Origin of the sequence: Brevundimonas diminuta (assembly GCF_022654015.1) — a bacterium.
GTDB classification, from domain to species: Bacteria; Pseudomonadota; Alphaproteobacteria; order Caulobacterales; family Caulobacteraceae; genus Brevundimonas; species Brevundimonas diminuta_C.
Genome location: NZ_CP073063.1, coordinates 969,962 through 987,634, shown reverse-complemented (window position 1 = coordinate 987,634; position 17,673 = coordinate 969,962). Strand labels below are relative to the sequence as shown.

General features: G+C 68.2%; 20 protein-coding genes. 9 read left to right on the top strand and 11 right to left on the bottom strand.

The window, feature by feature from the left end; genetic code table 11:
* Nucleotides 1-74: 74 nt before the first annotated feature.
* A complete protein-coding gene (locus KAK88_RS04745) occupies nucleotides 75-644 on the top strand; it encodes a hypothetical protein (RefSeq protein ID WP_242078089.1) in 570 nt (189 codons plus the stop codon).
* Nucleotides 645-765: 121 nt separating this feature from the next.
* Here KAK88_RS04745 and KAK88_RS04740 read toward each other — a convergent pair whose 3' ends face one another.
* The 7 genes from KAK88_RS04740 to KAK88_RS04710 form a co-directional block, all read right to left on the bottom strand.
* The gene (locus tag KAK88_RS04740; RefSeq protein ID WP_017505833.1) at nucleotides 766-1,200 is read right to left on the bottom strand and encodes a MucR family transcriptional regulator; all 435 of its coding nucleotides are present in this window, start codon (nucleotides 1,198-1,200) and stop codon (nucleotides 766-768) included.
* Between the two features lie 150 nt (nucleotides 1,201-1,350).
* Nucleotides 1,351-2,568, bottom strand: coding sequence for a DUF2336 domain-containing protein (locus KAK88_RS04735; RefSeq protein ID WP_039244676.1), 1,218 nt, complete (start codon nucleotides 2,566-2,568; stop codon nucleotides 1,351-1,353).
* A gap of 43 nt (nucleotides 2,569-2,611) precedes the next feature.
* Nucleotides 2,612-2,869: a zinc ribbon domain-containing protein gene (locus KAK88_RS04730; protein ID WP_242078088.1), complete on the bottom strand. Its 258-nt coding sequence runs from the start codon at nucleotides 2,867-2,869 to the stop codon at nucleotides 2,612-2,614.
* Between the two features lie 2 nt (nucleotides 2,870-2,871).
* Complete coding sequence (locus KAK88_RS04725; RefSeq protein ID WP_242078087.1) at nucleotides 2,872-3,519, bottom strand: OmpA family protein; 648 nt, start codon at nucleotides 3,517-3,519, stop codon at nucleotides 2,872-2,874.
* A complete protein-coding gene (locus tag KAK88_RS04720; protein WP_242078086.1) occupies nucleotides 3,516-4,094 on the bottom strand; it encodes a hypothetical protein in 579 nt (192 codons plus the stop codon). Before KAK88_RS04720 ends, KAK88_RS04725 begins: the two co-directional genes overlap by 4 nt.
* A 102-nt stretch (nucleotides 4,095-4,196) precedes the next feature.
* A complete protein-coding gene (cysK, locus tag KAK88_RS04715) occupies nucleotides 4,197-5,177 on the bottom strand; it encodes a cysteine synthase A (RefSeq protein WP_242078085.1) in 981 nt (326 codons plus the stop codon).
* 105 nt (nucleotides 5,178-5,282) lie between these two features.
* Nucleotides 5,283-6,044: a LytTR family DNA-binding domain-containing protein gene (locus tag KAK88_RS04710; protein ID WP_242078084.1), complete on the bottom strand. Its 762-nt coding sequence runs from the start codon at nucleotides 6,042-6,044 to the stop codon at nucleotides 5,283-5,285.
* Between the two features lie 136 nt (nucleotides 6,045-6,180).
* Between KAK88_RS04710 and KAK88_RS04705 the strand changes: the two genes are divergently transcribed.
* Nucleotides 6,181-7,170, top strand: coding sequence for an alpha/beta hydrolase family protein (locus tag KAK88_RS04705; RefSeq protein WP_242078083.1), 990 nt, complete (start codon nucleotides 6,181-6,183; stop codon nucleotides 7,168-7,170).
* Nucleotides 7,171-7,324: 154 nt separating this feature from the next.
* A complete protein-coding gene (locus KAK88_RS04700; protein WP_242078082.1) occupies nucleotides 7,325-8,614 on the top strand; it encodes a sensor histidine kinase in 1,290 nt (429 codons plus the stop codon).
* Here KAK88_RS04700 and KAK88_RS04695 read toward each other — a convergent pair.
* The gene (locus tag KAK88_RS04695) at nucleotides 8,611-9,093 is read right to left on the bottom strand and encodes an Lrp/AsnC family transcriptional regulator (protein ID WP_039244685.1); all 483 of its coding nucleotides are present in this window, start codon (nucleotides 9,091-9,093) and stop codon (nucleotides 8,611-8,613) included. The two genes, KAK88_RS04700 and KAK88_RS04695, sit on opposite strands and share 4 nt — an antisense overlap.
* A gap of 84 nt (nucleotides 9,094-9,177) precedes the next feature.
* On the opposite strand from KAK88_RS04695, the gene KAK88_RS04690 reads away from it, so the two are divergent.
* Nucleotides 9,178-10,086, top strand: coding sequence for an EamA family transporter (locus KAK88_RS04690; RefSeq protein ID WP_242078081.1), 909 nt, complete (start codon nucleotides 9,178-9,180; stop codon nucleotides 10,084-10,086).
* Here the strand turns inward: KAK88_RS04690 and KAK88_RS04685 are convergent.
* Entirely contained in the window at nucleotides 10,083-11,585 is a 1,503-nt protein-coding gene (locus KAK88_RS04685) for a methyl-accepting chemotaxis protein (RefSeq protein WP_242078080.1), read from the bottom strand. The genes KAK88_RS04690 and KAK88_RS04685 overlap by 4 nt on opposite strands.
* 203 nt (nucleotides 11,586-11,788) lie before the next feature.
* Between KAK88_RS04685 and fliI the strand changes: the two genes are divergently transcribed.
* From fliI to KAK88_RS04670, 3 genes are all read left to right on the top strand, one after another.
* On the top strand, nucleotides 11,789-13,132 hold the full coding sequence (gene fliI, locus KAK88_RS04680) for a flagellar protein export ATPase FliI (protein WP_242078079.1): 1,344 nt from the start codon (nucleotides 11,789-11,791) through the stop codon (nucleotides 13,130-13,132).
* 8 nt (nucleotides 13,133-13,140) lie between these two features.
* Complete coding sequence (locus KAK88_RS04675) at nucleotides 13,141-13,551, top strand: hypothetical protein (RefSeq protein WP_055803572.1); 411 nt, start codon at nucleotides 13,141-13,143, stop codon at nucleotides 13,549-13,551.
* 190 nt (nucleotides 13,552-13,741) lie between these two features.
* Nucleotides 13,742-14,776 carry an endo-1,4-beta-xylanase gene (locus KAK88_RS04670; RefSeq protein ID WP_242078078.1) on the top strand — a complete coding sequence of 345 codons (1,035 nt, stop codon included), beginning with the start codon at nucleotides 13,742-13,744 and terminating at the stop codon, nucleotides 14,774-14,776.
* Nucleotides 14,777-14,857: 81 nt separating this feature from the next.
* Here the strand turns inward: KAK88_RS04670 and KAK88_RS04665 are convergent, their stop codons facing one another.
* Together KAK88_RS04665 and KAK88_RS04660 are read right to left on the bottom strand one after the other, a co-directional pair.
* Nucleotides 14,858-15,112, bottom strand: coding sequence for a hypothetical protein (locus KAK88_RS04665; protein WP_242078077.1), 255 nt, complete (start codon nucleotides 15,110-15,112; stop codon nucleotides 14,858-14,860).
* A 91-nt stretch (nucleotides 15,113-15,203) separates the two neighbouring features.
* The gene (locus KAK88_RS04660) at nucleotides 15,204-15,398 is read right to left on the bottom strand and encodes a hypothetical protein (protein ID WP_242078076.1); all 195 of its coding nucleotides are present in this window, start codon (nucleotides 15,396-15,398) and stop codon (nucleotides 15,204-15,206) included.
* A 195-nt stretch (nucleotides 15,399-15,593) separates the two neighbouring features.
* Between KAK88_RS04660 and KAK88_RS04655 the strand changes: the two genes are divergently transcribed.
* Together KAK88_RS04655 and KAK88_RS04650 are read left to right on the top strand one after the other, a co-directional pair.
* The gene (locus KAK88_RS04655) at nucleotides 15,594-16,310 is read left to right on the top strand and encodes a response regulator (protein WP_242078075.1); all 717 of its coding nucleotides are present in this window, start codon (nucleotides 15,594-15,596) and stop codon (nucleotides 16,308-16,310) included.
* Nucleotides 16,298-17,611, top strand: a complete 1,314-nt coding sequence (locus KAK88_RS04650) for a sensor histidine kinase (protein ID WP_242078074.1) — start codon at nucleotides 16,298-16,300, stop codon at nucleotides 17,609-17,611. Before KAK88_RS04655 ends, KAK88_RS04650 begins: the two co-directional genes overlap by 13 nt.
* Nucleotides 17,612-17,673 lie beyond the last annotated feature (62 nt).

Genomic DNA, 17,673 nt, shown 5'->3' with positions numbered 1-17,673 from the left:
GTCTCTCTCCCGCTGCGGGCGAGGGTGGTCGCGCAGCGACCGGGTTGGGGCCGGCCCGGCCCGGGCGCACCCCTGTGGCAGACCTGATCCGTGGGACGTCGTATGGCCACGACAGCCCCACCCTGTGTGAGAGCCGACCAAGCTTTCCGAAGATTCACGTGCAAACCGGCGGTCAACCTCCGAACATCCTGTCGGTGAATCTTGGGAGGGTGACCATGAGAGACCGGCACATCGTCGCATCGGCGATTTTGATGTCGTCGCTCGTGGGCGGTGCAGCCATCGCACAGACGGCGCTTGCCATCACCAGTCGTGACGTGATTGGCGAATGGTCGCTCAGGATGACGCCCGCCGAAGGCGATGGGCGCACGATCACCTTCAAGTCCAAAAACGGCGGCCAACTCGTTCAACCGCTGTCGATCACGGCGCGGTCAGGCGATCGGCTGAACTGCACAGTCGATGCCGAACCGGCCCAATGCCGGATCAGAAACGGCAGGCTCGTCATCGCGACAGGCGGGAATGGCATGCGGATGACCTTCACCCTGACAGATCGAACACGTCAGGGATTCGCCGGCGTGGTCGATCTGAGGGTCCGTCTGCTGCCCATCGGCGGACCTATCGGCACAGTCGATATGGTGCGTCGTTAGGCGGATACTGCACCTCATCCGCCCTCCCCACAAAGGAAGGGCGAAAACCTTGCAAAGCCCCAAGCAAAAACGCCCGCCTCCTGTCGGAGGCGGGCGTCTCTATACCGAAAACGGGCTCGGCTTATTTCTTCGCGCGGGTTCCGGCGGCGCGGGCCGGCTTGCGGCCGCCCTGGCCCAGGCCCATCGACTTGGCCAGTTCCGAACGCGCCTTGGCGTAGTTCGGAGCGACCATCGGATAGTCTTTCGGCAGACCCCATTTGGTGCGGTATTCTTCGGGGCTCATGTCGTATTTGGTGCGCAGGTGGCGCTTCAGCGACTTGAACTTGCGGCCGTCTTCCAGGCAGATCAGGAAATCGGGCGCGATCGACTTGCGGATCGGCACCGCCGGTTCCTTGGGTTCAGGTTCGGCTTCGACCGGACCGTTCGACACACCCGACAGGGCGGCGTGAATATTGGCGATAAGCGCAGGCAGGGCCTCTGCGGAGACCGAGTTATTGCCGACATAGGCCGACACGATGTCTGCGGTCATCTCGAGCAGTTCGGGCTTATCTTCCATTATCGGCTTCGCTTTCCTGATTTATTGAGTTCGGCTGATTCTCCAACCGAACGACCCCAATAGCGTCATAGGGTTGTTTCGCCGCGAAAGCAAACACGCGTATAAGCGGTGCGATATGCACGTCTATGCATTCGGCTTTAGTGATCAGACCTATCGACCGAAGTCTTCGGCCAGCACCATCATCGCCGCCCGCTCCGGCGCCGAATATTCATCGACGGCGTCATCCTCGCCGTCGCGAATGGCGCGCAACAGCGTGGGTGTCAGGGCCGAGGACAAAGACCAGTTCCAGTAACGCAGCACCGTCTGGGCGCGATCGACGGCCAGCATTTCATAGGTGATCTGCACCCGCTCCCAGTCGGGATGGATCTTGCCGTCCGCCGTCGTCTCGGGTCGCCGCATCGAGCGCCACAGATGGGTCAGATCGACGCGCGACATCCCCGTCGCCTTGCACAGGATCGCCAGCGGCTCGCCGCCGGGATCGCCCAGAAGCTTGGCCCCCGTCAGCGGTTTGATCCCCGCCAGGAAGGCGATCTCGGACGCCGTCTCGCGCGTCAGGCCATTGCTGGCGGCGACCATGACGGCGTGTTCCAGATTGTCGAACGGGCTCTTTTGAATGGCGGCGCGATTGCGCTGGCGGCGCTCGATGAACTGAAGCGCCTTGCGCGCGACAGGATCGGACCAGCTTTCGTCATTGGCGATGGCGAAGACGTCTTCGGACGCCTCCTGCATGACTTCGCGCGACACGGCGAACCGTTGCAGGATGGTGCGGCGATCCTCGGGCGCGCACCACCAGAACATGACGTAGGCCCCCGACGGCCTCAGCTCGGGCCGTTTCAGCAGGGGGCTGCACAGGCTCGGCGACTGGCGGCTCAGGCCCACCACCGTCTCGATGCCCAGCTGCGACAGGCGCGCGGTCGTATTGCGCAGCACCGCCTCGATCACCTCCATCTCGCCGAAGGAGAACAGGGTCTCGGTCACGATCTCCGACAGGCCCCGGCGCACCGCCAGCAGCATCCGGTGTTCGAAACTGGCGTCGCGCGCACAGCCGACGATGTCCGCATCGCTCAGCGAGGCGCATTGTTCGATCAGCAGGCCGGCGATGTCCGGATCGTCGCGCAACAGGATGCGCGCCACGCTGTTGGGCAGTTCGGCCAGCGGCGCCAGGCGCGCGGCCACGCGCTTGCGTTCATCGTGCGAGGCGAGCCGCAGCATCTCGACCAGCAGATCGCCCGTCACCGCCCGCTCGAAGGCGTTGATGCGGCTGGCGGGCAGCGACACGACGTCGGCCAGACGCTTCAGCAGCGCCCGGCGCGCACGCAGCGGCGGCGGCGTCGCCTCTTCCCCGATCATGGCTGCCAGATCGCCCATCCCCCCACCTTAGAAGCGAGCGGTTAACCGGGCGTGAGCCGGATCAGCTCTTGTTGACCACCACCACGATGGCCAGGATCACGAAGGCGACGACCGCCAGCACCCGCGCGATCCACGGGGCGGCGACGAAGACGCCCAGGACGGTGATGCCGCTCTTAACCGTCTCTGGGCGTGTCAGGGCTTCCTTGAACGTGCCCGACGGCCGCGCCGCGTCGCCCGCGATCGGATGGCCGCAGTTGGGACAGGCGACCGCCGCCTCAGACACCTGACGCCCGCAGGCGGGGCAAGGGATCAGGGCCATGCTCAGCCTCCCGCGCGCGGCGTGATGCGGATTTCGACGCGACGGTTCTTCTGACGGCCATCGGGATCGTCCGAGCCGTCAGGCTTGACGTTCGGGGCCACGGGTCTCCGCTCGCCAAAGCCCTCGGCGCCCAGGGTGCGCCCGGCCTCGCGTTGCAGCCGCGCCGCCACCGCCCGCGCGCGGCGCAGCGACAGGCCTTCGTTATAGGCGTCGTCGCCCTTGGCGTCGGTATGGCCGCCGATGCTGACCTGGGCCTGCGGATAGCTTTTCAGAAGTTCCGCAGCCCGCGTCAGGGCCGGCTCGGCGTCCGGCCGGATCGTCGCTTTGTCGAAGTCGAACAGAACATCGGCCGGCAGGTCGATCACGATAACCCCGTCGGTGCGCCGCGCGTTCAGTTCGCTCAGCAGGCTGCGGGTCGTCTCGACCCTTTCGGGCGCGACCTCGGACGAGACGAACACGCTTTCCAGCGCGCTGTCCGGCCCCGCCTTGGCGAAGGTGGATTGGGGCGCGGCCATGTCCTTTTCGAAGGTGGAGCGCATGCCGATGGCGCTGCCGCTCATCAGCCGCACCGTTAGGGCCGAGGCGACGCAGGGCGTCAGACCCGCAGCCAACAGCGCCGCCGCCATGGCGGGCGCGTGCCGTCCCGTCATCCGGCCGCTCCGGTCGTCGGGTTCTGGGCCGCCTGAGCGGTCAGCGGGATCGTCATGCGCAGGAACGGGCCGATGATGCTGTCCGAGGTCGAGCCTTCGTTGAACACGACCGAAATCTGGTTCACCCCGGCCGGCACCGCCCCCATGAAGACCAGGCGGCCGTTCATCGTGTCGCCCTTGGCGATGGTCATGTACGGATTGCCCTCGGGCGGCTTCAGACGCAGCTTCTGGCCGTTCGGAAGTTCGACATAGGTGGCCTCGGACGCCATCTGGACGCTGTTGGTCATGTCGCTGGCGAACGAGATGCTGACGTCCAGAATGGTCGCATCCTCGGCCAGATCGACGCCCTTGACCCGCACCGTGGCGCCCACCTCGGTCACGCCCTGCACGTCTACCGGCACATTGCGGATCTGGCGGGGCTGGGCAGTCACGCGGGTGTTGGCGGCGGCCGCGGCCTGTTGCTCGGGCGACATCGACGGATCGACCGCTGCCTTGTCGTCATTGTTGGAACAGGCGGCGAGCGCCAGGGCCGAGACCCCGGCGACGGCGATCAGGCGAAGGGCGGCGACCGACATGAAACGCTCCGGCGTTGTTGATCCGCCGCGCGTCGCCCCTCATCCCAAGCGGAGACGCACGCGCGTCCGTTATTGAACACGCGAAGGGCCTAAAGGCTCCGCTTACAAGCCTTCAAAAAGGGCCGTGGACAGGTAGCGTTCGGCGAAGGACGGGATGATCACCACGATGGTCTTGCCCGCATTCTCCTCGCGCGCGGCGATGCGGAAGGCGGCGGTCAGCGCTGCACCCGAGCTGATGCCGACAGGGATGCCCTCGACCCGAGCGGCCTTTCTGGCCATGTCGAAACTGTCGTCATTGGAGACCTGCTCGACCCCATCGACCACCGACGGATCATAGATGGCGGGCACGAAGCCGGCGCCGATGCCCTGGATCTTGTGCGGGCCGGGCGCGCCGCCGGACAGCACCGGAGAGGCCTCGGGCTCGACGGCGATGAACTGCACGGAAGGCTTCTTGGCCTTCAGCGCCTGGCCGACGCCCGAGATGGTGCCGCCGGTGCCGACTCCGGCGACGACGATGTCCACCTCTCCGGCCGTGTCGTTCCAGATCTCCTCGGCCGTGGTGACCCGGTGAATGGCGGGGTTGGCCAGGTTCTCGAACTGCGACGGGCTGATGGAGTTCGGCGTGGTCTCCAGCAGCTCCTGCGCCCGCGCGATCGCGCCCTTCATCCCCTTTTCGGCCGGCGTCAGCTCCAGCCGCGCGCCCAGCAGCGCCAGCATCTTGCGCCGCTCGATCGACATGCTTTCGGGCATGCACAGCGTCAGCTTCAGCCCCTTGGCCGCCGCCACGAAGGCCAGGGCGATGCCGGTGTTGCCGCTGGTCGGCTCGATCAGCACCGTGTCCTGATCGATCTTGCCCGCCTCCTGCAGCGCCTCGACCATGGCCACGCCAATCCGGTCCTTGACCGAGGCGATCGGGTTGAAGAACTCCAGCTTGGCCAGCACCGTCGCCTTCGTATCGTACTCCGCCGACAGACGCGGCAGCCGAACGATCGGGGTGTCGCCGATGGTGTCGACGATCGAGTCATAGACCTTGCCCCGGCCCTTCTTCAGGTGGCGGGACGCGTCATAGCTGAAGTCGGTCATGGAAAAGGTCTCCTCGAATGCTGGCGCACAACAGATAAGGCCTCGCCGCCCCACGCAAGGGGTGACGCGCGATGATTTCTGCGAACGGCCGTCAGAACCCTTGACCTAAAGCCAGCCGGCGGCCCGCAGGTTGGCCACCCGCGCGCGCGACACCGGCGCCGTCAGACCACCGGTCAGAGCCAAGCGCAGGTTCCGGCCGTCCTCGACGACCCCGACGATGGCCGCGCGCGCCACCCACCACGAGCGATGGGTCTGAAGCCCCTCGACGCCCTTCAATCCTGAAACCGCCTGCGACAGCGACATCAGCACAAGCTGCGACCCTCGCGTCGTGTGCACGCGCACATAATGGTCCTCCATCTGCAGACAGATCAGGTCACGACCCAACCCGGCGGGCAGGGTGCGCGCAAAGCCCGGATCGTCTTCCTCCGCTCGCGTCGCCGCAGCGGACGTCCGCATCCGCAACAGGGCGTAGAGCGCCACATAGACGGCCCCGATCAGCAGGGCCTGGCCATACCATTCGACCCAGCCGACACGCTGGCGAATACCGGGCCACAGGACCACGGCGATGATCCGGCTGATTATGGCGGTCGGCCCGCTGGCGAAGACGATCAGCAGTGGCACCCAGAACCGCAGGGGCACGCGTCTGCGGCGCATCCTGGGCCACACCCACCGGATCGCAGCGCCGAACACCGCGCCGCTGATCACCAGAACCGCCGTCCAATAACCGATCCGCACCGCCAGCCCATCGTTGAAGAAGCTGCCGAAGGGACCGACCGCGCCCAGCACCACCCCCGTCACCGAGCAGGCCGCCAGATCGACGGCCCAGGCGCGCGGCGTATTCAATCTGTCGGCGGCGTTCTGCGTCATCGTCCCTCCCCTCGTCAGCCCACTATCGCCGAACCCGTCGCCCGTCCACGCACCCGTTCGCCCATTGGCGAAATGCGGCTGGTGCTCGCTCGGTCTTGCCCCGAACAGCGGGTTGTCTCGACCAACGGAAACCGACATGACCCATCGCTCCCCGCCCCAAAACCTGATCGCCGGCCTCAGCCTGGCCCTGATGCTTCTGGCCGGCGCCGCCTCGCCCGTGCAGGCGACCGCGGCACAAGCCCAAGGCCCGGCGCGCGCCCAGACCGATCCGCTGGCGCCCAACCAGGTCTTCACCTTTCCCGGCGGACCGGACGGCGCGGTGGAGGCCGGTGTCTGGCTGCCGGCGCGTCCCGCCGATGGCCGGCCCGCCCCCCTGATCGTCATCTCGCACGGCAACGGCGGGGGTTTCCGCAGCCATGCCGACACCGCCAGAGCCCTGGCCGACGCCGGCTTCGTGGTCGCCGCCCTGACCCATCCCGGCGACAACTATCGCGACATGAGCCGCTCCACTCAGTTGACCAATCGCGCGCCCCAGCTCAGCCGCCTGATCGACTATATGACCGGCGACTGGCGCTCGCAGCCGGGCGGCGTCGCCGTCGATCCGAACCGCATCGGCGCCTTCGGCTTCTCGGCGGGCGGCTTCACGGTCACCTCGGCCATTGGCGGGGTCTCGGACGCGGCGGCCATCGGCGACCATTGCCAGGTTCATCCCGGCTTCTTCGCCTGCCGCCTGCTGGACGCGATGGGGATCGACCTGTCGATCTGGCGTCCGCGTGCGAAGGACGACCGGATCAAGGTCGCCGTCATCGCCGCCCCGGCCTTGGGTTTCTCCTTTACGTCCGACAGCCTCGCCGCCGTTCGCATTCCGGTTCAGCTATGGCAGGCGGGCACCGACGACATTCTGCCCGCGCCCTATAATGTCGAGCCGATCCGCGACCGGCTGGGGGCCGCGCCGGAGTACCACCGCGTCGAAGGCGCAGGCCATTACGACTTCCTGCCGCCCTGCTCTCCGGCCCTGGCGGCCGAGGCGCCGCAGATCTGCACCCCGACGCCGGGCTTCGACCGCGCCGATTTTCACAAGGACCTCAATCGCGAGATCGTCGGCTTCTTCCAGCGAACGCTGTAGCATCGCAGGGACCGGACCGAGGGCGGCGCGATCGAGGACGTCGTTGGCGCTCGCCACCGGCACAGGGGGTGACGCGCGATGATTTCTGCGCAAACCTTTCAGAGCGGCTATGTCAGCCTATATGTCGCCGTCGCGCGAACCGAGATTTCCGTCCTTGCCTCATACCCGTACGCTCTCCGACACCGGCCTGACCCCGGAAATCGCCGAACTGGTCGCGGAGGTGCACGCGGATACGGCCGCCGAAACCCAGATCCGCATGGATGCCCCGGTCGCGCCCAAGATCGAGGATGCGCCGGCCGCCGAAACCCGCTCCACCGCCGACGAGCTGCGCTATCGCCTAAAGCAGCAGTCGCTGCTGGCGCGCTTCGGCGAGGTGGCCCTGCGCGAGCGCGACCGTCAGGCCCTGCTGGACGCCGCCTGCGCGGTCTGCGCCGACGGGCTTGAGACGCCATTGTCCAAGGTGCTGATCCATAACGAGGCGCGCGACCGGCTGGTGCTGATCGCGGGCGTGGGCTGGACCGGGCCCGTCGAGGGCCAGGCCTCGCTGAGCGTCGAGCTGGATTCGCCGGCCGGCTACGCCTTCCAGACCGGCAAGCCCCTGATCTCCAACCATCTGGAGAACGAGCAGCGCTTCCATACGCCCAGGCTTCTGGCCGACCACGGCGTGCGGCGCGCCATCAACGTCCTGATCCGGCCCGAGCTGGACGGCGAGCCCTGGGGCGTGCTGGAGGTCGACAGCCCCGACGAGGGTCAGTTCGACGCCCGCGACGCCCTGTTCCTGGACGCCTTCGCCGCCGTCGTCGGCGCCGCCATCGCCCGCCAGCAGACCGAGCAGCGGCTTCTGGCCGCCATCGAACATCAGGCCCTGCTGACGCGCGAGGTCAGCCACCGGGTCAAGAACAGCCTGTCCCTGGTCTCCAGCCTGCTGTCGATGCAGGCGCGCGGCGCGGCGTCCGACGAGGTGCGCGCCGCCCTGGCCACGGCCGGATCGCGCATCCAGGCCATCAGCGAAGTCCACGACCAGCTGTGGCGCGGCGCCGACGTCCAGACCGTGATCCTGTCCGACTTCCTGTGCCAACTGTGCGAGGCCATCGACGCCGGCAGCGACCGCCATGTCGTCACCTGCGAGGCGTCCGATGCGCCCCTGGGCGCCGACATCGCCATTCCGCTGGGTCTGATCGTCAACGAGCTGGTCACCAACGCCATAAAATACGCCTATGGCCCCGAAGGCGGCGGCGTCTCGGTCACCGGCCGTATCGCCGACGGCCGCCTGACCGTCACGGTCGCGGACCAGGGCAAGGGCTTCGACCTGATCGCCGCCCGCAGCGATCGCAGCCTGGGCATGCGCGTGATCGACAGCCTGGTCCGCCAGATCGGCGGCACGATCGAGAACCGAACCCAGGGCGTCGGCGCGATCCTGGTGGTCGAGGCCCCGGCGACCTAGCGCTCCAGCACGGCGCGGGCGGGGTCGAAGCCGACGACTTCGCGGATGACGATCATGCTCTTGAAGCCGCGCACGCCCTTTTCGGGGACCAGCTCGCGGATGCCGAAGGCCTCATAGTCCTGCATGGAGCGGACGGCGACGGTCAGCAGATAGTCGGTTTCGCCCGTCACGTCCCAGCAGCCCTGGACTTCCGGGCTGGCCTTCATGGCGCGCTGGAACGCCTCCATGACTTTACGATCCTGGGTGTTCATCTCGACCTGGACATGCAGGACGATGCGCGGCTCGACCCGGGCGGGATCGATCACGGCGACGTCGGCGGCGATGACGCCCTCGGCCCGCAGGCGACGCAGTCGACGCAGGACGGCGGATTCCGACAGGCCCACCGCCTCGGCCGTCACCCGCGCCGGCTCCAGATTGTTGCGTCGGACCCGCATCAGCAGCTTATGGTCGAAATCGTCCAGGGTGACGAAATTCGTCATTACAGAGCCTCCAGTGACGATTTCCGTCGCATTCAAGCGGAAAATCGCCGGGAAGCGCAAGCGGCGTTACGCTAGCTTTACGCCATGACGTCGCTGGCTTTGAAAACCCACCTGAACTCGCCGCTGGCGACGCGCCTGATCCCCTATCTGGCGCTGTTTGCGGGCATGGTGACGCTGGCGTGCGGCACCTCCTTCGCCAAGACCCTGTTTCCGGTGATCGGAGCGGAGGGGACCTCGGCCTATCGCGTCGGGATTTCGGCCCTTCTGCTGGTCGCCGTCTTCCGGCCCTGGCGGTTTCGGCTGACCCGCGCGGACCTGGGCGCCATCGCCTTGTATGGCGTCGTGCTGGGGGCGATGAACCTCAGCTTCTACATGGCCCTGCGCACCATTCCGCTGGGCCTGGCCATCGCCATCGAGTTCATGGGACCGCTGACCCTGGCCCTGATCCATTCGCGCAAGCCCATCCATTTCGCCTGCATCGGTCTGGCGGTCCTGGGGCTAGGCCTGCTGCTGCCGATCAAGGCCGGGGCCGGCGCGCTGGATCCCGTCGGGATGGCGCTGGCGGCCTTCGCCGGCCTGTGCTGGGCGCTGTACATCGTCTTCGGCAAACGGCTGTCGCATCTGCATGCCGGTCAGTCGGTGGCGCTGGGCATGAGCGTGGCGGCCATGGTTGTCGTGCCGTTCGGCGTGGCACATGCGGGCGCCGCCCTGCTGAACCCCGCCATCATCCTGGCGGGCGTGGCGGTGGCGATCTTCTCCAGCGCCCTGCCCTATTCGCTGGAAATGGTCGCCCTGCGCAGCATACCTAAACGCACCTTCGGCGTGGTCCTCAGCGCCGAGCCGGCGGTCGGCGCCCTGGCCGGGCTTGTGATCCTGCACGAGCATCTGACCGGCCAGCAGTGGCTCGCCATCGCCGCCATCGTGGCCGCCTCGGTCGGCGCGATCGCGACGACGCGGGAGGCGAAGATCGAGCTGGAGCCGAGCGCGCCCTAGAACTCTTCCCAGCCCGCGTTCGACGCCGCTGCCGCTGCGGATGCGCCGCCGTTGGCGAAGGCCCGGATGCGGGCGCGTTCGCGGGCCAGGGGGACGGGGGCGGCGGCCTGCGACAGGTCGTGGACGCGGGTCTGAGCCGGCGCCTCGCCCGTCTCGAACCGTTCGACCAGCAGGGCCAGCTGTTCGGTCTCGGACTTCAGGCTCATGGCGGCGGCGGTCGTCTGCTCGACCATGGCCGCGTTCTGCTGGGTGACCTGGTCCATCTGGTTGACGGCCGTATTGACCTGGCTCAGCCCCGTCGCCTGTTCCTGAGCCGAGGCGGCGATCTCGCTGACCAGGGCGTCCATCTCCGCCACCTTGACGGCGATCGCCGACAAGGCCGCGCCGGTCTCGTCGACCAGCTTGACCCCTTGCGCCACTTCCTGCCCCGAGGTGGTGATCAGGGTCTTGATCTCCTTCGCGGCTTCCGCCGAACGCTGCGCCAGAGCCCGCACTTCGGAGGCGACGACAGCGAAGCCGCGCCCCGCCTCGCCCGCCCGCGCCGCCTCGACCCCGGCGTTCAGGGCCAGGAGATTGGTCTGGAAGGCGATCTCATCGATGACGCCGATGATGTCGCTGATCTGGGTCGAGCTGCGCTTGATGCCGTCCATCGCCGCGATCGCCTGGCGCACGACCTCGCCTGACCGGTCCGCCTCGGCGCGCGCGCCCAGGGCGGCGGCCGAGGCCTGTTTGGCGCCGTCCGCGCTGCGCTTCACCGTGGCGGTGATCTGGTCCAGCGCCGCCGCCGTTTCTTCCAGACTGGCGGCCTGCTGTTCGGTGCGGCGCGACAGGTCGTCGGACGCGCTGGAGATTTCGCCCACCCCGCCCCTCAGACCCGATACGGCCCGCAGCGCCTGGCCCATCGTCTGGCGCAGGCTTTCGACCGCCGCATTATAGTCGTCGCGCACCCGCACATGGTCGCCCTTCACCGGCGCATCAATCCGCGCGGTCAGGTCGCCGGCCGACAGCTTGTTCAGCACCCCCGCCAGAGCGTCGACCAGCAGGGTCTGGGCGCCTTCCGCCTCGACCCGTTCGGCCTCGCGGCGCGCGGCCTCCTGCTCGTCGGCGGTGATGTCAATCGCCAGTTTGATCACCTTCACCGGCCGCCCGTCGGGGCCGAACACCGGATTGTAGGAGGCCTGCAGCCACACCTCGCGCCCGCCCTTGGCCAGGCGGCGGAACTTTCGCGCCAGGAACTGGCCGGCATTCAGCTCGCGCCAGAAGGCGGCGTAGTCGGGCGAGGCCGCCTCGGCCGGGTCCATGAAGGTCCTGTGGTGGGCGCCCCGGATCTCGTCCAGACTATAACCCATAGTGGTCAGAAGGTTCTGGTTGGCGTCGATAATGGTGCCGTCCAGGTTGAACTCGATCACCGCCTGCGACCGGCCGATGGCGGCCATCTTGCCGTCCAGATCGATCAGCCGGTCCTGCATGTCCGATGACTTCGGTTTACGCGCGAACATAGGTCACAACCTCTTCGCTATCGGCCGGCCCCCGCCCGCCTCGGTTGCAAGATTAGCCGCCTAATTAGTTGAAAAACCGTTTCACGTTTGAGTTGCAATCGAGACGCAATAATCGCGGCCTTATCCCCCGCGTTGCAGCACCGCTTCATCGGTCGTTAACCACGTTGCCGCATCTGTTGAGACCTGTTCCTGGGGTCTGATTTTTGCGCAATCTCGTCGCCGCCGTCGAAGCGATCGATCCGCTGGTCGTGACCGGCAAGGTCGCGGGCGTGTCGGGCTTGCTGATCGAGTCGCGCGGCGGCCTGTCGCGCCTCGCCGTCGGCGCGCGGGCCGAGATCGGGCGGCGCGGCCACGAACCCCTGCCCGCCGAGGTCGTCGGCTTTCGCGACTCGAAGGCCCTGCTGATGCCCTTCGGGCCGGTAGAGGGCGTGGCCCCCGGCGCCGACATCCGCATCATCGACCAGGCCGCCAGCGTGCGCCCGACCACCGCCTGGCTGGGCCGGATCATCGACGCCTTCGGCCAGCCCATCGACGGCAAGGGGCCGCTACCGCAAGGCCCCGCCCCCTATCCCTTGCGCGCCCCGCCCCCGCCCGCCCATTCGCGCGGCCGGGTCGGAGAGCGGCTGGATCTGGGCGTGCGGGCCATGGACGTCTTCACCACCACCTGCCGGGGCCAGCGCCTGGGCATCTTCGCCGGATCGGGCGTGGGCAAGTCGGTGCTGCTGTCCATGCTGGCCAAGGAGGCGACCTGCGACGCCGTCGTCGTCGGCCTGATCGGCGAACGGGGCCGCGAAGTGCGCGAGTTCGTGGAAGAGACCCTGGGCGAAGAGGGGCTGAAACGCGCCGTCGTCGTGGTCGCCACCTCGGACGAACCGGCGCTGAAACGGCGTCAGTCGGCCTATATGACCATGGCCATCGCCGAGTATCTGCGCGACCAGGACCTTGAAGTCCTGTGTCTGATGGACAGCGTCACCCGCTTCGCGATGGCCCAGCGCGAGATCGGTCTGGCCGCCGGCGAGCCCCCGACCACCAAGGGATACACCCCCACCGTCTTTACCGAACTGCCCAAACTGCTGGAGCGCGCCGGTCCCGGCCCGATCCGACCCGACGGCACGACGGCGGCGCCGATCACCGCCCTGTTCACCGTGCTGGTGGACGGCGGCGACCATGACGAGCCGATCGCCGACGCCGTGCGCGGTATTCTGGACGGTCACATCGTGATGGATCGCAAGATCGCCGAGCGCGGGCGCTTCCCCGCCATCGATGTGCTGAAGTCGGTCAGCCGCACCCTGCCCGGCTGTCAGACCCCGCCCGAGCGCGAGCTGAACAAACGCGCCCGCCAGTGCCTGAGCGCCTATGCCAATATGGAAGAGCTGATCAAGATCGGCGCCTACCGCACCGGCGCCGACCCCATCGTGGACCGGGCCATCGCGCTGAACCCCGCGCTGGAAGATTTTCTGGGTCAGGACAAGGATGATGCGACGCGTCTTTCCGATTCCTTTACCCGGCTGGAAGCAATCCTGAACCAAGGCATGATCAGGGAGTGATGATTTAGATGACCGCTTGGGCCCAATCCCTGATCCGCATCTCCAACTATGAGGTCGAGACGCTGCAGAAGCGTCTGGCCGAGATCGCCGAACGCCGCGCCGGCGCCGAACTCCGCATCGCCGTGCTGGACGCCGAGGCCGAGGGCGAACGCAACCGCGCCCGCATGGACGCCGAGGCCGGCATGATGCTGGGCGCCTATCTGAACGGCTGGAAATCCAGGAAGGCCGCCGCCGAAGGCGACCTGTCGGTGCTGGACGCCGAGGAAGCCGGCGCCCGCGACGCCCTGACCGGCGCCTTCGAAGAGCTGAAGAAGTTCGAACACGTCGCCGAAACCACCCGTCTGAACCAGCTGATCGCCCTCGCCAAGCGCGAAACCGCCGCCTTCGACGAGCTGGGCCTGCGGAAGCGAGCCGTTTGATCTTCCCTTCTCCTCTCGGGGGAGAAGGTGGGCCCGAAGGGCTCGGATGAGGGGGCGCCGGCCTCGAGATGAGAGATCAGGGATGACCATGCAGCCCCCTCATCCGTCTCGCTCCGCGAGCCACCTTCTCCCCCGAGGGGAGAAGGGCTTCAGTCGCCGCGCCATCCTCGCCGCCCCTCTTGCGCTTTCCTTGAGCAACCTGGCCGCCTGCGACCGCTTCGCCTCGGCGGAGCCTTCGCCGCCCATCGTCCCGCCGCTGAAGTCCCTGATCGGCTGCCCGGTCGGGACCTGCATCAAGGCCAGCCAGATCGACGACCCGGACTGGGCCGCGCTGGCCCGCGCCAACGTCTCCCAGCTCACGCCCGAGTGGGAGATGAAGATGGAATATATCCTGGCGAACGGCCTGGACCGGCCCAACTTCGACCGCACCGACCGTATCGCCGCCTTCGCCCGGGCCGAGGGCATGGCGATGCATGGCCACACCCTGATCTGGTATGCGCAGGGCAATGAGGCCTTCGCCGGCCTGTCGGGCGCCGGCTTCGACCGCGCCTTCGACGGCTATATCGCCACGGTCGCCGGCCGCTATCGCGGCAAGGTCCGCAGCTGGGACGTGGTCAATGAGCCGATCCTGGACGACGGGTCGGGGGTGCGCGACTGCCACTGGTCGGCGCGATACGGTCAAGACGGCTATATCCTGCGCGCGTTCGAAAAGGCCCGGATCGCGGATCCTGACGCCGTCCTGTTTCTCAACGAATACAATCAGGAAAGTGTGCCGGCCAAGGGCGCGCAGTTCCTGAAACTGGTCGAGCGGCTGCTGAAGGCGGGCTGTCCGCTGCAGGGCGTGGGCCTGCAATCCCATCTGTGGATCGACATCCCCGAGGGCGTCATCGCCGCCTATATGCGCGAGATCAGCCAGTTCGGCCTGCCGATCCATGTGTCGGAGCTGGACTGCACCCTGCGCACTGAAAACCGGCTGGACCTCCGCAGCCAGACCGACCGGATCGCAGCGCAAGGCGCCCGCGTGACCGAACTGGCCTCGGCCTTTGCGGCCCTGCCCAAGGCCCAGCAATTCGCCTTCACCGTCTGGGGCCTGCGCGACACCGACAGCTGGTATCGTCAGGGCGACAAGGACGACGGCCGGGACAAGCCCCTGCCCTTCGACAGCTTCGGCCGTCCCAATCTGATGGCGGCGGCCATCGCGGCAGGCTTCAAGACCCCCGCCTGACGACAGGCCTCTGAATACGGAAACGCCCGGCCGTCTTGCGACAGCCGGGCGTTCCTGTGCGAACCGGTTGTGGCGGCCGGTTTACTTCTTCTTGGCGGTCGCCGGCGCCTGGACCGACGTCTGGGCCTGGACTTGATGACCACGACGATGTGCGCGCGGGGCGCGGGCCGACGGTGCAGGGGTCGTCGCCGAAGCGGTCGCGGCCGGACGAGCGGTCATGGCGGTCGAGGGCGCCGGGGTCGTGCCGGCGAAGGCGGCGCCACTGGTCAGGGCGACGACGGCGACGGCTGCCAAAACACCTGAAGTGCGGGCGGCGGCGGTGCGGAAGGATTTCATGTCGATGTCTTTCTTTTGAAGGTCGAAGTGTCAGGAGTGTCGGGGGTCCTGCCGGCCGGGGACGCCGGCAGGACCAGCAAGGCGTCGGGCCTTACTTCTTCTTGGCGGGCGTCACGACGCGGTGGGTGCGGGCGTGGCTGACCCGATGATGCGCACGGGCCGAGGCGGCGGGGCGGGCGTGGGCGCCCGACGACGGGGCCGAAGGTGTGCCGGCGAAGGCTGCGCCGCTGGTCAGGATCACCAGGGCGGCGGCTCCGAAAGCGGCGGTGGAACGGAAGGACTTCATGGCGGGTCTTTCTGTGTGTTTGGCGTCCGGCCTCGTGTCGGACAGTCACTGTTTCGGACCCGCGTCCGGCCGGTTCGGGGCCGGTCGGTGTCGCCGCGTATCGTCGGCGAAGAGAATTGTGTCCGACTGTATCCGCCGCGCTTTGGCCATGAGACAGGACGACAGATCGCGCTTCTTCCCGCTCGCCGAACGCCAATGTCCCAGACCTCCGCCGCCCCCGTCCTTCTGGTCGTCGACGACGACCGCGAGATCCGAAACCTGTTGTCCGACCATCTGGAACAGCACGGGTTTCGCACGGTGAAGGCCGCCGACGGCCGGGCGATGCAGGCTGCGCTGGAAGCCGGGCCGGTCGATCTGGTGGTGCTGGACCTGAACCTGCCGGACGAGGACGGCCTGTCGCTGTGTCGCGGCATCCGGGCGGCGTCGAAAACGCCGGTCATCATCCTGACGGCGCGCGGCGATCCCATCGACCGGATTGTGGGGCTGGAGATGGGCGCCGATGACTATATGGCCAAACCCTTCGAGCCGCGCGAACTGGTGGCCCGCATCCGCACCGTCCTGCGTCGCACCGGCGGCGAGGCGACGGCGGTCGAAGGGCGGCACGCCGACTTTTCCGGCTGGTCGCTGGACATCGCCGCGCGGGCGCTGACCGCGCCGGACGGGCGACTGGCCCCGCTGTCGGGCGCAGACTTCGACCTGCTGCACGCCCTGGTCAGGAACGGCGGTAAGCCCCTGTCGCGCGAGCGGATCCGCGCCCTGTCCACCGTCGCCGACGCCGACGACCGCGCCATCGACCTGAGGGTCAGCCGCCTGCGCCAGAAGCTGGGCGACGACGCCAAGGCCCCAGCCCTGATCCGGACGGTGCGCAGCCTGGGCTATATGCTGGCGGGGCCCGTCACATGGCGCGCCTGACCCCGCGCCATGGCCGGGCCGAGGCCGAGACCACGCGGCTGTTCCTGCTGCTGCTGGTCGGCGCCCTGCTGGCGGCGGGCGTGACCTTCGCCGCCCTGGGCCTGAACCATCGCCATCGCCTGTCCCAGGCCCATGACTTCACCACCGCCGAACGGATCGTGGACTTGGCCGGCTCCAGCGACGATCCCGCCGCCGGCCTGACCGACGGCCTGCCGGATGCAGCGGGCCAAAGGCTGGGCGCGCCCGATTCATCGCTGACCCATGCGGTCGCCGAGGCACTGAAACGGCGGGGCGTGGACGGGGTCTCGGTCAAGGCGTTCGAGGCCTCGGCCGGGGCGTGCGGGGCGGCGACCGATCGTCTGAGGTGTCGCATCCTGGTGCTGCGGCCGGTCAATGGCGCGCCGGTGCCGGTAGCGATCAGCCTGCCGCCCGCCCCGCGCCCCTGGACGCTCAGCCGCGAGGCCGCCGTTCTGCTGTTTGTGGGTCTGGCCGCCGTGCTGCTGACCGGCTGGATGGCGTCGCGGCTGGCGGCCGGGCCGCTGAACCGTCTGTCCCAGGGCGCCGTGGCGCTCAGCCACGATCTGGATCGCCCGCCCCTGGTCGAGGAGGGCGCGCGCGAGGTGCGCGAGGCCGCCGCCGCGCTGAACGCCATGCAGACCCGGCTGAAGGCCCTGATCGAGGACCGCACCCGCGTCCTGGCCGCCGTCGCCCACGACCTGCAGACGCCCCTGACCCGGATGCGGCTGCGCGTCGAAAAGATCGAGGACGAGACCCTGCGCGCCCAGTTCGTCATCGATCTGGCCGGGATGCAGCATCTTGTCCGCGAAGGCCTGGACCTGGCCAGGATCGAGACGACGGTCGAGGCCGTGACGCCCGTCGATCTGGACGCCCTGTTGTCCGCCATCTGCGAGGACGCGGCCGAGGCGGGACAGCCGGTCGTCTTCACCGAGGGCTGCAACGCCGTCGTCCCCACCCGACCCCAGGCCCTGCGCCGCTGCCTCACCAATCTGATCGACAACGCCGTCCGCCACGGCGGCGATGCAGCCGTCAGCGCCGGGCGCGACGACCATGCCGTGCGCCTGATCGTGCGCGATCACGGCCCCGGCGTGGCGCCGGATCAGTTGGAGAAACTGTTCGAGCCCTTCTACCGCCTCGATCCGTCCCGTTCGCGCGGCAGCGGCGGCTCCGGCCTGGGCCTGACCATCGCGCGCCGCATGGCCGAACGCGCCGGCGCCCATCTGACCCTCGCCAACGCCGACGGCGGCGGGCTGGAGGCGACCCTGACCTTCCGACAGCCCTGACGAAAAGGTCGCGGCGCCTGCATCCGCACGCCGCGCTCGCCGCCTCTCTCTGAAAGCGTTAG

What these genes read in the sequence shown, in the direction of transcription:
- KAK88_RS04735 (WP_039244676.1), bottom strand. Translation starts at nt 2,568, where the DNA reads ATGGGCGATCTGGCAGCCATGATCGGGGAAGAGGCGACGCCGCCGCCG.
- KAK88_RS04710 (WP_242078084.1), bottom strand. Translation starts at nt 6,044, where the DNA reads ATGACGCAGAACGCCGCCGACAGATTGAATACGCCGCGCGCCTGGGCC.
- KAK88_RS04675 (WP_055803572.1), top strand. Translation starts at nt 13,141, where the DNA reads ATGACCGCTTGGGCCCAATCCCTGATCCGCATCTCCAACTATGAGGTC.
- KAK88_RS04690 (WP_242078081.1), top strand. Translation starts at nt 9,178, where the DNA reads ATGACGTCGCTGGCTTTGAAAACCCACCTGAACTCGCCGCTGGCGACG.
- cysK (WP_242078085.1), bottom strand. Translation starts at nt 5,177, where the DNA reads ATGACCGACTTCAGCTATGACGCGTCCCGCCACCTGAAGAAGGGCCGG.
- KAK88_RS04665 (WP_242078077.1), bottom strand. Translation starts at nt 15,112, where the DNA reads ATGAAATCCTTCCGCACCGCCGCCGCCCGCACTTCAGGTGTTTTGGCA.
- KAK88_RS04655 (WP_242078075.1), top strand. Translation starts at nt 15,594, where the DNA reads ATGTCCCAGACCTCCGCCGCCCCCGTCCTTCTGGTCGTCGACGACGAC.
- KAK88_RS04660 (WP_242078076.1), bottom strand. Translation starts at nt 15,398, where the DNA reads ATGAAGTCCTTCCGTTCCACCGCCGCTTTCGGAGCCGCCGCCCTGGTG.
- KAK88_RS04685 (WP_242078080.1), bottom strand. Translation starts at nt 11,585, where the DNA reads ATGTTCGCGCGTAAACCGAAGTCATCGGACATGCAGGACCGGCTGATC.
- KAK88_RS04725 (WP_242078087.1), bottom strand. Translation starts at nt 3,519, where the DNA reads ATGACGGGACGGCACGCGCCCGCCATGGCGGCGGCGCTGTTGGCTGCG.
- KAK88_RS04720 (WP_242078086.1), bottom strand. Translation starts at nt 4,094, where the DNA reads ATGTCGGTCGCCGCCCTTCGCCTGATCGCCGTCGCCGGGGTCTCGGCC.
- KAK88_RS04695 (WP_039244685.1), bottom strand. Translation starts at nt 9,093, where the DNA reads ATGACGAATTTCGTCACCCTGGACGATTTCGACCATAAGCTGCTGATG.
- KAK88_RS04650 (WP_242078074.1), top strand. Translation starts at nt 16,298, where the DNA reads ATGGCGCGCCTGACCCCGCGCCATGGCCGGGCCGAGGCCGAGACCACG.
- KAK88_RS04730 (WP_242078088.1), bottom strand. Translation starts at nt 2,869, where the DNA reads ATGGCCCTGATCCCTTGCCCCGCCTGCGGGCGTCAGGTGTCTGAGGCG.
- KAK88_RS04740 (WP_017505833.1), bottom strand. Translation starts at nt 1,200, where the DNA reads ATGGAAGATAAGCCCGAACTGCTCGAGATGACCGCAGACATCGTGTCG.
- KAK88_RS04705 (WP_242078083.1), top strand. Translation starts at nt 6,181, where the DNA reads ATGACCCATCGCTCCCCGCCCCAAAACCTGATCGCCGGCCTCAGCCTG.